Below are 14,017 nucleotides of genomic sequence, written 5' to 3' on the forward strand. Positions count from 1 at the left end.
CGCTTATGATACAAGGCTGGCCAAAACGATGAAAGAAAGTTTTCGTCTTGCTAACGATTGTGTGGAAATGGTACATGTTAACCGCTAAACCTGTCTAGATTGATATTCTTTTTTTTGGCAAGTTGCAAGGCACGTAAGTAGATATCGGGAGATTTGATGACAATCGGGAAGCTGGTTTTTTTTGTCTTTTTCGCAGTGGGCGTGGCGGGTGTAGCGCAGAGCAGGATTGTTCTCAAAAACGGCCCGCTGACGTTCATGGCTGAGGCGCAGGGATTTCGCTACGGATTCGCCATGGGGACAAGGAGTGTTGTGTCGGCGGACAACGCAGCCGGTCTTCTGCTGGCAGGGAGTCCTGTTAACGTCAAGCCGGTGGGAAGGTGTGCTGCTTCGCGCTGCGTGCTGATGGGGGCGAATGCTGCAGGAACAAAGGTCCGCATTACTGTGATCCTCCAACCACATCATGCCGAGCTCATCGCGGAGCCTGCACATATGGGCGACAAGGTAATCTTTGTGACGGACGGAGCGTCACCGGCGTTCGGTCTCGCAGACCACGCTGTGGAGCAGAACCAGTTCTCGACATTGTCGAACAAGCAGTTCAATACCGACGTGACTGGCTTCGCCGACGATGCATTTCTCTCAGGCCAGGGGCTGACACGACTGGTGAGCAATTTTGTCATCTACCCGAAGCAAGGCTTTGCAGAGCTGTTGATCGACCCTTTTACGAAGATCGTCCACACGAGCGGTACGCAGATTGTGCAGGGCGTGCAACATGCGGGCGCTCAGGTGCCGCTACATTATTTTTTCGGCACGCCGCACGAGATCTACCTGGAGTACCTGAGGGCGCGCAACGCAGCAGACTTCAAGGTGATGATACCGAAGTATGATGCCTTTGGAGTGGGCTGGGAGGCCTTCGGAGCATTGGGGTGGGACACAAATGCCAAGACAGTTCGAGACAGTGTGGATCGCTACCTGGCGGCGGGATATCCGCTTAAATGGATCGTAATCGGATCGGGATTCTGGCCCGCAGCACCTGAGATGCATGAGACGACCAGCTTCGGCCTTTGGGACAAGCAGAAGTATCCCGATCCTGCTGCGTTGCTGGCCCATTTTCACGGCGAAAAACTAAAGACGATGCTCGGCCTGCGTATCACGTTCATCAAGGCAGGCCCCTATTCCAGCGAGGGGCTCAAGAACGGCTATTTCATGATGAAGGATGGGCAGGCCCAGGTCTTCAAGGGGGGCTGGCCGAAGATGCCGTACTACCTACTGGATGCGCACAATCCAGAGGCGCTGGATTGGTACATGAGGCTGGTCAAGAAGTGGAACGACTATGGGGTCGACGGCTATAAGGAGGACTTCTATGGCTATGGAGGATATGGGCTGCGCGACGACAAGGTAGATCCAACCAACGATCGTCTCATGGCGGAAGGAAAGATCGTGATCGAGCGCAATGGCTATCTCTCTTCGAACGGCGACCTGCACCGCATCAACGACTTCAACTATAACCAGAATCAGGACCGCGGGCCGGTAAACTCACTGGCGCTCGCCTATGCAGGATTTCCGCTGGTATATCCCGATATCGTGGGTGGAACCTTTGGCGAAGACCGCTTCTCTTCAACGCGCACAGCGAAGATGGAAACCTACATGATGCGCAACGCGCAATGGGCAGCCCTTCACAGTTCCATGGGAATGGGAGAACCGCCGTGGGCCTTTTCTCCGAAGGTCGCCAGCGTCATGCTGGCTTCCGCAAAGCTGCATGCGCGTTTTGCGCCCTATATCTTTAGCAATGCCAGAAAATTTGCAAAGGATGGCTATCCTTGGACGATGACGCCGCTTCCGATCGCCTTTCCTCAGAACGAAAATGCCTACGGGCATGAGAACGCAACTGATCGCGGATACGAATGGATGATAGGGGACGCGATGTTAGCGACGCCGCTCTACGGTGAGGATTACGCCACTGCGGAGACGCGCGATGTCTACCTGCCAAGCGGCCAATGGATGGACTTCGATAGCGGAACGATCTATACAGGAAGGCAAACTCTAAAGGGATTCTCCCTGCCCGCGGGCAAGACGCCATTGTTTCTGGGTGGGTCTGGCGTGACCTTGGAAGAGATCGATGGGGTCGTGCGTGCTGTGGTCTATCCGGTAGCGATAGATGCGAGTGCGACCATGACCTTACCCGAGTCGATGCAAGCCTTGACGGTAGACGTACGGGGACTCCCCATAGGAACGAAGTGGCGTGGCATACGCGTAGTGGATGGAGACAATAAGAGCGTTCCGGTTGCAGCGCAAGGCTTTGGGTTCAGTTTTGTACCGAAGTCAGGCGAGACATACAAGGTGCAGGCGCTCCGCTGACCGTAGTTTTGAAAGATAAATGGCGTAGTGTTTCAGAATTATCTGACGCAATCGCTAAGCGCAAGTGCCGTCCGGCTCTACTTCGCATTGCTCCTCGCAAAGAGCGGTTGCGTTCTCGTCTCCGAACATGACCGCGCTCACCATGTCTTCAAAGCTGCGGCCCTGCTTCTTCAACATCTCGGAAAGGGTGATTCGGTATGGGTTTGGCATTCTGTCTGGCCTCCGTTTTTGAATGGCTGTGCTGTGTTTGCTCAACAAACACGCCTTGGCCCAGGCCCACGCCTGCAGGGGCGGCAAGTGCAAGGGGAGGGGTATCACCCATCCTTGGAACGGAGCGAAGTGGAGTGGAAAGGACGAGCGCAGCGAAGGTCTGCACAAGCGCAGCGCGGAAGACTGCGGGAAACCCCTTGCGCGCGCCAGGGACGGAGTCCCTTCCATGTCTTTTTGCAAGTGTTAAGCGCACGAATTCTCGGACCGCGCCTTTTCCTTCATCAGGGCAGTTGCTCTTTTTTTTAGGTTCTCCTTGGGTCGGGAACCGGGCGGCGTTCAGCGACAGTCGCTCAAACTTCCATACGCGGATTGGCTACCGCACGAACGTGTGTCGTCGCAGGCTTGCCTCGGACTCAGCGCGGGCGTCGGAAGGAACTCCGGCCCAAGGGGCTCTCGAGGATCACCATGACCTGCCGCCCGGTTCCCCAACCAAGGAGGTGAAGCAGCTCAAGCTCAAGCTGTCATAGGCACCCTCATCTCGCGGCCGATGGCCCAGATGAAGCCGGCCAGTTCTCTCGCGATCGCCGCGACGACAACTGTAGACTTCTTGCCTTTAGCGATCAGAGAGCGGTAAGGTGTGCATAGCCTTGTCTGGGCCTTCCATGCGATGTCGCGAATGTTCTTGGGCAGGCGGACGAGGATCTCCGCCTTCTCCTTCGCGATGCGCGCTGGATACTGATAGCTCCATGCGGCCTCGATGAGCATACGTCTGGCCTCTCTGTTGCCCGTCTTGGTGATGCCACCACGACGGATGGTTCCACCGCTGGAGTGCTCGGACGGAACCAGGCCAAGGTAGCCCATCAAAAGGCGCGGCGACTCAAATCGGCTGAGGTCACCGGTAGAGGCAATGAAGGTGGCTGCGGAGATGAGGTCGAGACCGCGCAAACCTCGCAGCGCTTCGACGAGCGGTCCGAGGGACCAGGCCGCAACCATAGTGGAGATCCTCTGAACCAGGGCATCTCGCCTGGCCTGCGCGGTCCAGACAGTCTCCAGATAATCCTGGAAGACTATGCCGTGCGCCTGTTCTTGAAAGGTCTGCCCGGCAAGCCAGCAACGATGACGCTGCGTCCAGTGGTTGCCGGTCGTATAGCTGCGGCCATGCCGTAGCAGGAAGGCGAGCAACTGCTGCCGCGCCCGCATCAAGTGCATGGATGCGTCTACTCTTGCCCGGACCAAATCTCGCAGCGCTTCGTGTGTGGGGTCCGGAACCCATACCGGCGTCAGATTGCCCGAGCGGTGCAAAATCGCAAGCTTCTCCGAATCCCGGCGATCGGTCTTGATGCGTTCGCCAGACTTGCGCGGGATCAAGGACGGCGCGACCACGATGCACTTGTGCCCGAGGCTCGTGAGCTGGCGATGAACGCCGTAACCACAGCCGCTTGCTTCGTAGCAGAAGTCGAGCTCGCCGTGCCGTGCGAGCTGCTTCGCCATCTTGCCTACAGCTTCGGGCGTGTTCGGTATCACCCCGATGAACCGAACTGTTCCGCCTCGACCGTCTTCTGCAACGCTGATGGAGATGGTCGCCTTATGGACGTCCATGCCGACGAACGATCTGATGATCTTTTTCATGCCTTCCTCCTGTGCCCATGAGAACCGATGGAAGCGGCTCTAGAAAAGACATACAGACTCAGGAAGGCCTGGTTACCGCTTCGTGCGCGCTACGCGCACCTATTCATGGGGCGTTGCGGGGTGTCCCCGCTGGATTGGGGAGTCGGAAGATGAGGCCGGTGTTCCTCGCCGGTATCCGCTGGAGCTGGGGCAAGGGCGTAGCCCTTACCCCGCCACGGCATCAATGGAATAAAAAACTGATAGGCAAAGCGAGCTATGCCCCAGGATTATTAAGTTGGCTCTTTTCTGTTGAGCATCGGACCTTCCGTAGAACTATTTCCCCAATAGTTGTCCATCTTCGGATAGCATTCTTCCACGGCAATTCGGCAAAGCCCTTCAACGGCCAGTTTGTCGCAGTCCTCTACCCCTATGCCTGACGAAACCATCCCCGGACTTGACTCCGCACGCGCCTGGATCGTGGTCTTCGCCGGCTTCGTAGGGTCGTTCGTCACCTTCGGCATCTCCTACTGTTTCGGAGTCTTTCTTAAACCAATAGGGCTTGAATTCCACGTCAGCCACGCCGCTATGTCGGCGCTCTTTTCCATGATCACAGCGATCTCGTTCTTCGCTGCCCCGTTCACCGGCAAGATCGCCGACCGCTATGGCCCCCGTCCAGTCGTTGTCATCGGAGCCCTGCTCCTCCGCGGCGGAATGATTTTCACCGCGCATGTGCATAGCTTCGCCCTCCTGTTCCTGACCTACGGAGTCGGCCTCGGCGGAGGTGTAGCCTGCACCTACATCCCATCCGTCTCGGCAGTAGGTCAGTGGTTCAAGAAGCATCGCGACGTCGCTCTTGGCCTCACCATCAGCGGCATCGGCTGCGGAACTCTCGTAGCGGCTCCGCTCTCAGCCATGCTCATCGAACGCCACGGCTGGAGAACAGCCTTCGAGATCTTCGGCTGGGGAGGCGCAGCCCTTCTCCTGCTCTGCGCGGCCTTACTCTTCCGTCCACCCGTCGTCGGCGAAAAGAAGAAGGGTGCTGCTGTCGCCAAAGTTCGAACTCGCGCCTTCGCCATCCAGTACATCTCCCTCTTTTTCTCTGGAATTGCCATCTATGCCTCGTTCGTCTTTCTCCCCGCCTATGCAGGAGACATCGGCGCCAGCCGGGTAGCAGGAGCTGGTCTTATCGGCTACATCGGCGCCTCCAGCGTTGTAGGCCGCCTCGGTCTCGACGCTCTGGCGCCGCGATTCGGTCTGATGAGGATGTACCAGGCCTCCTATCTGATCCTGCTGATCAGCTTTGGCGTATGGCTCGCGGCAGGCTCCTACACCGCGCTTGTGGTCTTTGCCCTCCTCATGGGAGTGGGCTATGGCGGAATCGCAGCAATGTCGCCAGCCGTAGCCGCCTCTACCTTCGGCATCGAAGGACTGGGCGAGCTCCTCGGCATCCTCTTCACCGGATTAGGAGCCGCATGTCTCGTCGGCCCACCGGTCGCTGGCATCCTGGTAGACCACTTCCATGACTACAAGTGGCCAGTCTTCGTCGGTGCCGGAGCCTCTGTCCTCGCGCTGCTCTTCGCCATCTTGCTACAGGCCTACGCCAACAAACCAACGCGTCGTTAAGCGCCTTGTTACTCGCATTTCGGACATCGTCGAAGATGGACCTGGATGGCTTCAAGGCTGTTCCTGTGCAAGCGATCTGCTTCATCTAGGAGGAGCAGAGTCGTTGGATCAGGCATGGCTCTTTTGAGCGTTGCATAACACGGGGATAGCGACGGTCGACGCACGATGAGGGCGGCTTCCTTAGCTTTGTGCCGAGCATAACATGTGCCAATGGCCTCAGCTACTCGAAGTTTTGTCAAATTCAGTTCTAAATCTTGGGCTCGAGTAAGGCCGTGAAGACACGACGTCCAACTTCTGGCTTGAAGAAGCGATTGGGGACTACCCCCCTCGCCACAGGCAGCTTCACAAAATCTCACAAATAAAACGTCAGTTCATTCCTAAATCCTCCAAATTAATTATGATTGCTATCAAATTTTAGAGGAGCCAATGGCAGATGCGCTCTTCGATATCGCCTCAGGCGACGACAATGCGGTGCAAGTTTATCCGGTGGAACCTGGAACCGTCCGCTCATATTGCGGCCGTTCAATGTAACCTTCACCGACTGCGTGTTGGCACCAGGAGGAAGATCGAGCGTGAATGCCTGCGTGTATGAAGCAGGGCTTTCAGGATTGTTGAGCCGAATCAGCACGAACATGGACTCAACTTCGCCGTATTACATCGGGACTCTGTTCGATACCTTCTGGGATGACACAGTTAAGGCCGATGTGACGGCTGCATTCGCCAGCGCCGAGCAATACTTCTCCAATAGCTTTTCAAACTTGACCAATCCACTCACACCTGCAGCCGCGGCGCCTGCGGGCAGTGATGCGCTCCACCAAGACAAGGTGTCCAGTGCGAACAGCAGTAACAGCACCCAGACAAACTTTGGAATGTCACACGTGAAGATGTATGGCGGAAACGGAGGTACATTCCCAGCTTCGCCCGACGGAACTTCCCACAGCGGGCTGGCTAATGCGTATCAGAACAATAAGGGCGCGGTCGACCTCAACGACTTGATGAGCACACTGCAGGGCATATTCACGGACCCGAAGGCTTTTGCTGACGTAGTGATGTACGAAGTTATCAAAGGTATGCAGACGGCCGCGATTGGTGTTCTCGATGTAATCGAAGACCTGATGAACGCTCTTATCGCTGCTATCAGCGACGCGTTCAATACATTCCAGGGCATCCTGACAAAGCAGATCGATATCCCGGTGATCAGCTGGCTATATAAGCAAATTTCAGGTGGCGATCCGCTAACGATACTCGACCTAATGTGCTTGCTGATGGCGATTCCGACGACGCTTCTGTACAAGCTCACGTTCGGTATGCCGAATGCGACGGCACCGTTCTCCGCTCAAGATGTTACCAATGCCGTAGCAATGTTTGGTCCTGGTAATTTCCCGTGGCCTCCCGAGGCTGGGGGGGGCCGCAACGACTACAGCCGTCGGTGAGACTTCAGTTGGCAGCTTCCCGCTCGGAGGTGCTGGAGCGATGCTCATGATTTTGAATATGGGCACTTACGCCATCACTGACATCTTCAACGATCTGGGGGCGTATAACGGATTCCAAAACCCTGCGCCTGCGGACGCTCCGGCCGATGTAGGCGCATCGTTCTTGAGCATCACTAATATCATCAGCAGCTTTATAGGGCAATGGCTCAGTGCGCCGTACGACATCTTTGGCCAGACAACTACAAAGGCGCGGAAGCTGACTGCAGCGTTGTGGGGACTGAATTTTGTCTCCCCACTCTCGAGCCTGATCTTTTTCGTCGGCTCGGGAGAACTGAGTCAATACAACAAGCTCGGTGTCGGGGTCAGTTGCTAGCTTGGTTTGGTTCTATTTGCGGTCGGTGTTGCGACGAGCGTCGAGCAAGCTCAGGACCCGGCAAAGCAGTACAACGCGTTGTACTGGGTGCAGAATGGACTCGCTCCAATTCCAACCATACTGAAGCCGCTAGCCTCCGTGGTAACTGGCGACAACCAGCCAGCGGGCGGGATTGCGATGGGTTTTCTGGGTGTGGCAGATATTCTGTTTGATGGAGCCAACGGCATTCTCGGGTTTTGCGAGGATGCTACATAGTCGAATAGCAAGGCGTGTCCAACGTCCCAGCGATGCTGGACACGCCACACCACCGTCTTTTATGACGTCCTCCATGCCGGAGAAGGACAAGGAAGAGGCCGACCTCCCGAGACGGCCCCACCTTACCGAGCCTTTGGACCGTGGGTGTAACACACGGTGGATGGACGGAGGCGGAGTTGCGAGCCGCTGGTTGCATCAAGATTACAGAACGTGGCAGCGTTTTTTGGGATACTTCGACCATAGCGCGTTCGCAAAGTAAACGACTGTGAAGTTAGCAATTTTTGACAGTGCGGCGCACTTTTTGCGTGCCGTGGGGGACGCTGCTGAGAAGGGAAACCTATATCTGAATCAATACTAAGGAAATCACGTCGGTTATGTTCTTCCGACACATCCCCCGCGGAGAGCCTACACCGATTCAAAACCCCGTATCATCCAACGCAGCAGGGGAGCGCCCCAGGTCCCCATGGCGAGCAATGCTCCAAAGAGGACGACTGCATCGATGCTCTCCCGACCTTCGTGCGACCAGTAGGCCGCAGCGTCGAGGTTGAGCCATAGGGCGAATTCATCCAGCGTCAGGGCGGCGCCAATTCCATAGCTCATCGAAAAGACCCGGCTCATCAGGATCGACTGTGGAGTTTCGCCGGTACCGACCTCGGCCAGGGTGGCGTAGCCGCTGATAAGCAGTAGCAGAATTCCCCAGACGAGGTGATGAATGTGCCGCCCACCCATCTCTACGTATCCGAATGGGCCGATGTGGTGCGTGATCGAAGCGACGAGGAGCCTGACTGCAAGGAAGGTGATGAAGAAACTCATTGACGCCAGAAGTAGGCGCCTGTGGGGCCGGTCCGGAATCTGTTGATGAATGATCAGCCCGACTTTGGTGAGATGCAATACAAGGAGAGCTATCGTCATCACGATAGTAAGGAAGATCAGCAGGATCGACGATCCGGAGATATGCATCCACAAGCATTACCACAGCATGGCGTTCGATTGCGACGGTGACCTGAGGGGAGATGGATGAGAGTGGGGCATCAACATCTGCTGACCAAATCAAGAGATGTCAAGCATCGTCCAAGGACCTATGTCTCGCCCGTGTTGCAACAAGCGACGGTACCAATTGGAATGAGTCCTGTGCAATTGATGCGCATTTGAGGCTTTGATTACTGAAGCAGCTTCAAGAATCGCGCGATACTGTTAGCCAGGTAATGGCCCGAGAATATCGATCTTGTACTTCTCACAAAGCATCGCGAGTTTCTCCACGTCGGGTGCGCTGGGGACGGGCAGGGTGCGTTCCTCGGCCGGCTCCGCCATTTCTATCATCATGCCGACAAAACCTGTTCCGGGCATAGCCAAAACCAGCATTGTGGAAGGAGAAGAGCCGGTGCAACGGATTCCATGGGGAATATTGCGTGGCAAAAAAATATATCCCCCAGGCCCTAGAACCGTTTTCTTCCCGTCGCAGATGAAGGTGAATTCACCATCCAGAACGAAGAATGCTTCATCTTCGACGTGGTGGAGATGGTAAGGAGTAGCGTGCCCGACGGGCGCCGTATGGTGGACCATAGAAAACGCTCCTCCGGTCGATTCGCTCGTTGCCATAACCACGTTAAGACTGTTAAGAAACCAGTAGGCTGGACCGTCGGCTATGGATGCGGCCCGGGGTAAAAGCTCTGAAAACATGGGGAAACTCCTTTAATCCGAACAATTACAACTCAAACCATTGGGCTCCTCGGCCTCCGGTTCATACGATCTGTGGGAAAGTAAAGATTGTACTGACCTTCCCGAGGGGCGTTGGTTCACGCTGAACGAAAACTTCAAGCAGAGTCGTGGTGTAGGGATAAAGGAGAGATCCGCCGTGAGTGAGATTCGTAATATCGAATTTTACGGGGGAACCGCCGCTGTGATCGACGGTGAGTGATTGGGCCGAGTTGTCGTCGCCAGGATAGGCATTGTACTGAATGAGGTCTGAGCCGCTGGACGCGATGAGCTCAATCCACATTTTCTTTGAGCAGTTGCCGGGAGCATTAAGGGTAAGCATTTCGGGATTTATGCGGATATAGAAGCAACGATAACTATTGTCACCCGTGTATGCATCGGCGATGAGGGGTACAGATGGAAAGCTTGGGTCATCGGATTGGGTGAGGTCATCACCGATAAAGAGCTGAAAGTTGAAGTCAGGAACACCGTCGCCGTGATCGTCAACCATATGGATGACCAGTTGCTGCCAGCCTGCGCCACCGCTTGTACCGGACATGCTCTCCGTGTTCATCTTTTCCAGCGAGGGCTGACCGAAGTTGAGAGCGGCGGCCTCCCAGGCGGCGTAGTCTTCTGCATTGGAGAGATGAAGGAAGCGGACGATGAAATCGCGGACGTCGGGGTCAGGAGCGGAGATGATAGTGCCGTGATTTTTGTCGTCGACGGCGATCATGGGAACTGCGATGCGTCCTTCTGCCCAAGGACTTATGATGCAGCGAGTGGATTTCCCTGTGGCATCAATGAGACGTGGTGAACGGCGGAGATCGAAAGAAATCTTGCGAGTGTTGAGAGCGCAGCCGGCCCAGCGCACCGTCCCGTCAGAGCCCGGCGAATTGGCTGCGGCAGAGATCCCGGTGTAGCCTATATTCCCGATAAAAACGGTGACGTATGGTGTGTCCGAACCGGTTTGGTACATCGGAGGGTCGATGAGCATGTCCTTGTGGGCAAGGTTCCAGGTGTAGCTGCTAGCGAGTTCGAGACCGAGCAGAACCTGGTCGCCGGCATTAAGGAAGTCGGGGCCAAGGTCCTTGTTGCCTTTGACGAGAGCACCGAGCCAACTACGCCCCTGTTTTGCCTGGGGTGAACCGAAAGTCGCCGGCGCTAGACCTACTAGATGCTTCAGGCGACGAATGCGGCTCCGAGGATCAGTTGGATGGTAAGGGTCGTTGGTGAGCCACTGGCGTACAACAAGCATTCCAGTTGAATGGACAATGGCATCGAAGGTGAAGGTGTCATCGTTCGTTCCAGTGCTCCAGGGGGTAAATTGGAGTGCACGGTCGAAAGCCTCGCCGAGATCCTTGATGGTGACTTCGTTATTAAGGGTGACGTAGTTGCCAATGGCGATTGGAGTAGTGTCTACACCGGCAGCGGTGAGGGCATCGTTCCAGGGAATGAAGCCTGTCCAGTTCGCGGAATAACCGTGGATGAGAAGAACGCGGCCGGCGATCATCGGAGTGGCTGAAAGGGGCGGGAGTATGATTGGGGCCGCCGGATCATTGTCGTTGCGGTGAAGAAGGTTTTTGAAGTACTGCTCGATGCTCATTGACAACTCCGGCGACGCAAAAAATAGAGGATGGATTGGGAGCTAAAGGGTATCTGGTTTAAAAGGACGGTGCAAGAATTTTGGTTGAGAATTTATAGTGCGAAGTGCCTTAAATTATGACGTACGGAGCGCGCGAATAATAGTGAACTTCTCCCAATAAGGAGGAAAATACTGCGTTATCCTACCCGTTGATTCACGCTTTTTGCTGAGATCGAATGTAGAGACTTTGCGAACAGAAGCACGGAAATTTGTCCTTTGGAGAAGACGCCACATGTTGAATTCCACAACGCTCGAGGTTGCCATTGGCATGGCGCTCGTATTTCTTCTCGTCAGCTTGCTATGCACGGCTGTCAACGAGATCATAGCGGACTTTCTTGGCACGAGAGCTTCGACACTTGAGAAAGGAATAACGAGCCTGTTCACGGAAGGCACGATGCAAGTGCAAGGAAAGGATGGCAGTACGACACTAAAACCTCTTGTTGAGCTTCTCTATGAGCATGGTCTAATTCAGAGCCTATATCTCAGCGGTTCGGGTCAGTCGCTTTCTGTCTCCTCAGCCAAGGGTTCACTGCCTTCTTACATTCCGGCGCGCACCTTCGCGAGCGCATTGTTCGATCTCTTGTTCAGATCTCACGATATCCCGCCAAGTCTTGAAGGCATGTTGCAGGATCTTAATGCGTTGCCCGACTCTCGCGTGAAGGAAGCGCTCCGAACTCTGGTAACCGAGGCCCAAGGGGATGCTGTTAGGACCCGGAGGGCGTTTGAGAACTGGTATAACGACGCGATGGATCGCGTATCGGGCTGGTACAAGCAACGCACCCAGAGAATGCTATTCGCCATAGGTCTCACGTTAGCGGTGGTGCTCAATATCAATGCGATTGGAGTTGCACGAACGTTATGGAGTACTCCAGCGGCACGCGCTTACGTAACAAACGCTGCCCAAAAATACGCTACCCAAACGCCTTCGCCTTCAGCGAAAGAGATTCGCACAGATCTTGGCGACCTGGCATCTGTAGGTTTACCCCTAGGTTGGGATGCTCAACATTGGCCTTGGGAAGCGTTCTCGATCAACACAGAGAAAAAATCGACTTCCGAAGACTTCTCACTTTGGTTATTCTCTGTGACTTTATTTGGATGGATTTTGACAGCGATCGCAACAAGTTTAGGCGCACCATTCTGGTTTGATCTCCTTAACCAATTCATGGAAGTCCGTTCCACGATCAAACCGCAGGAGAAGAGTTCAACAGAAGGCTCGAAAGATGCAACCTAAAGCAGGCGGATTTGGTGGAGGACTAAGTTGTTTGCCTGGGACAACAGATTGCCACGCTTTGCCCTTACTGATAATTTACGATCTTTCAACCTCGTCAGACGATCAACACCCTCTGCCATTGGCGTTTTCATCTTTTCACGAATTTACGCGACGCGGATCGTCGGCGAGGAGAGCAAGAGGTTACGCTGGCTTGGCTGTGGCTATCGGTTGTGCGACATTGTCTGTCGTCGTCTGACCATCGATCGACGGCAAATCACCCAATGGCCCTACTCGTGTTTTGAGATAAGCCGCGATCTCTTTCAATTCAGCAATCGATTGTTGATCCAACGTGATGTTGAGACCATGCGCCTTCGACGCATCTTCGATGCCATCCGCAGCGTTCGCCGCAATACCCAACAGTCCGAAAGCAGCACGCTCCATGAGGACTGCAGGAGGATAAATCGCTCCAGTGAGCGCCTCTATCTCGGGCGCATCCTTACCAATACGAGACGCGACCAGCGAAAACACATTGGCAGTCTTAACGACGTCTTTTGCTACGCTCGCAAAAGCTTCTTCGACACTATGAAATCCAAAACCCATGGTGTTCCCCTTTTGATGGTAGATTCAAATAAATTTTCACCGCAAGAATACAGCAAAAACGGTTAAGACGTCCCTCATCTTGTGATACCGCATTGTGGGACCGGGCGGATCCGACTTCCGAACAGATTTGGTTCTCCTTTTCTTTCTAGACGTATTTTTTGCCTCTAAAACATCCTGAGCAGGGAGGCGGGGACACCCCATCTAGTCGCGAACATATTCAGGCAGCCGGAAATGGCGCAGAACCTGCCTCCCCAGTCCCAGCGCTGGTTAATGAACAGCGCTACGTTACTTCGCGCCGAGTATCCCGTGAATATTTGCCTTGAAGGTTGCAGCCGCAACAGGCTTAACTACCTGTGTCAGCGTCTGGCCGGCGGTCGAGCTTTTTAATACCGGGATCACCGAAAGCATTGCTTCGAGCTGACCCACCACCTCTTGCACCACCGCGTTGACCTTGGTTGAAGTAGTATCAGGCAAGCCCGCGATATCGAGGATTTGCTTAAGATCAGTGACGACCTCATTCACCGCAACCTCAATGTTTTCGAGAGTGCTATCCGCTGGATTGGTCTTGTAGCTAGCGATGAGTTGATTCAAGTCAGTGAATTCGCCGTCGACCTTTGTCACAATTGACTGAATCGAAGCAGCTGCGGAGGCGCCAGATCCGGTCACGCTGGAAAGAAGCGCTAGAAGCCCAGCCACCGCGCTACCTGCGATAGGGACAATCATTTCCAGGTCGGTAAGAAAGGAGGGAGCGCTGCAGCCCATGATGCACGCCGTGACCGAGAATAAGACGAGTATCATACCGAGCCGATAAAGGTTGCGATTTTGAACTTTCATTGTGAAGTCTCCTGTTAGAAAACATATTCAGTAAAGCCACAAGCAAGAGCGGGTTTTTGCTTGACGCATTATGCATGAGCGCCACGGGAGGATAGGAAGCAACACGAGTTTCCAAATGATGGATGCCCCTCTATCCCTTCTTAGCGATCCCGTGTTAGCAACTCCTTACTCCGTCCCGT

14 protein-coding genes are annotated in these 14,017 nt (G+C 54.8%); 7 read left to right on the forward strand and 7 right to left on the reverse strand.

Annotation, left to right across the window (positions count from 1 at the left end):
* Nucleotides 1-156 precede the first annotated feature (156 nt).
* Entirely contained in the window at nucleotides 157-2,355 is a 2,199-nt protein-coding gene (locus GSQ81_RS18205) for a TIM-barrel domain-containing protein (RefSeq protein ID WP_158912028.1), read from the forward strand.
* Between the two features lie 54 nt (nucleotides 2,356-2,409).
* Here the strand turns inward: GSQ81_RS18205 and GSQ81_RS18210 are convergent, their stop codons facing one another.
* Entirely contained in the window at nucleotides 2,410-2,565 is a 156-nt protein-coding gene (locus tag GSQ81_RS18210) for a hypothetical protein (protein ID WP_158912029.1), read from the reverse strand.
* Between the two features lie 513 nt (nucleotides 2,566-3,078).
* The gene (locus GSQ81_RS18215; protein ID WP_158912030.1) at nucleotides 3,079-4,194 is read right to left on the reverse strand and encodes an IS110 family transposase; all 1,116 of its coding nucleotides are present in this window, start codon (nucleotides 4,192-4,194) and stop codon (nucleotides 3,079-3,081) included.
* Nucleotides 4,195-4,343: 149 nt separating this feature from the next.
* Between GSQ81_RS18215 and GSQ81_RS18220 the strand changes: the two genes are divergently transcribed.
* The 5 genes from GSQ81_RS18220 to GSQ81_RS18240 all read left to right on the forward strand — a co-directional run bounded on the left by GSQ81_RS18220 (nucleotide 4,344) and on the right by GSQ81_RS18240 (nucleotide 7,857).
* Nucleotides 4,344-4,610, forward strand: coding sequence for a hypothetical protein (locus GSQ81_RS18220; RefSeq protein ID WP_158912031.1), 267 nt, complete (start codon nucleotides 4,344-4,346; stop codon nucleotides 4,608-4,610).
* Nucleotides 4,603-5,796 carry an MFS transporter gene (locus tag GSQ81_RS18225; protein ID WP_158912032.1) on the forward strand — a complete coding sequence of 398 codons (1,194 nt, stop codon included), beginning with the start codon at nucleotides 4,603-4,605 and terminating at the stop codon, nucleotides 5,794-5,796. The genes GSQ81_RS18220 and GSQ81_RS18225 overlap by 8 nt, the downstream gene beginning before the upstream one ends.
* 572 nt (nucleotides 5,797-6,368) lie before the next feature.
* Nucleotides 6,369-7,229: a hypothetical protein gene (locus GSQ81_RS18230; RefSeq protein WP_158912033.1), complete on the forward strand. Its 861-nt coding sequence runs from the start codon at nucleotides 6,369-6,371 to the stop codon at nucleotides 7,227-7,229.
* 46 nt (nucleotides 7,230-7,275) lie between these two features.
* Entirely contained in the window at nucleotides 7,276-7,602 is a 327-nt protein-coding gene (locus GSQ81_RS18235) for a hypothetical protein (RefSeq protein WP_216846478.1), read from the forward strand.
* A gap of 6 nt (nucleotides 7,603-7,608) precedes the next feature.
* Entirely contained in the window at nucleotides 7,609-7,857 is a 249-nt protein-coding gene (locus GSQ81_RS18240; protein ID WP_158912035.1) for a hypothetical protein, read from the forward strand.
* A 405-nt stretch (nucleotides 7,858-8,262) separates the two neighbouring features.
* Here GSQ81_RS18240 and GSQ81_RS18245 read toward each other — a convergent pair whose 3' ends face one another.
* The 3 genes from GSQ81_RS18245 to GSQ81_RS18255 form a co-directional block, all read right to left on the reverse strand.
* A complete protein-coding gene (locus tag GSQ81_RS18245; protein WP_158912036.1) occupies nucleotides 8,263-8,817 on the reverse strand; it encodes a hypothetical protein in 555 nt (184 codons plus the stop codon).
* A gap of 234 nt (nucleotides 8,818-9,051) precedes the next feature.
* Nucleotides 9,052-9,537 carry a cupin domain-containing protein gene (locus tag GSQ81_RS18250; protein WP_158912037.1) on the reverse strand — a complete coding sequence of 162 codons (486 nt, stop codon included), beginning with the start codon at nucleotides 9,535-9,537 and terminating at the stop codon, nucleotides 9,052-9,054.
* 61 nt (nucleotides 9,538-9,598) lie between these two features.
* A complete protein-coding gene (locus GSQ81_RS18255; protein WP_216846479.1) occupies nucleotides 9,599-11,155 on the reverse strand; it encodes a triacylglycerol lipase in 1,557 nt (518 codons plus the stop codon).
* 271 nt (nucleotides 11,156-11,426) lie between these two features.
* On the opposite strand from GSQ81_RS18255, the gene GSQ81_RS18260 reads away from it, so the two are divergent.
* Nucleotides 11,427-12,425, forward strand: coding sequence for a hypothetical protein (locus GSQ81_RS18260; RefSeq protein ID WP_158912038.1), 999 nt, complete (start codon nucleotides 11,427-11,429; stop codon nucleotides 12,423-12,425).
* A 180-nt stretch (nucleotides 12,426-12,605) separates the two neighbouring features.
* Here GSQ81_RS18260 and GSQ81_RS18265 read toward each other — a convergent pair whose 3' ends face one another.
* Nucleotides 12,606-13,004: a hypothetical protein gene (locus tag GSQ81_RS18265; RefSeq protein ID WP_158912039.1), complete on the reverse strand. Its 399-nt coding sequence runs from the start codon at nucleotides 13,002-13,004 to the stop codon at nucleotides 12,606-12,608.
* A 285-nt stretch (nucleotides 13,005-13,289) separates the two neighbouring features.
* On the reverse strand, nucleotides 13,290-13,838 hold the full coding sequence (locus tag GSQ81_RS18270; RefSeq protein WP_158912040.1) for a hypothetical protein: 549 nt from the start codon (nucleotides 13,836-13,838) through the stop codon (nucleotides 13,290-13,292).
* Nucleotides 13,839-14,017 lie beyond the last annotated feature (179 nt).

This window comes from Granulicella sp. L56 (assembly GCF_009765835.1).
Classification (GTDB): Bacteria; Acidobacteriota; Terriglobia; order Terriglobales; family Acidobacteriaceae; genus Edaphobacter.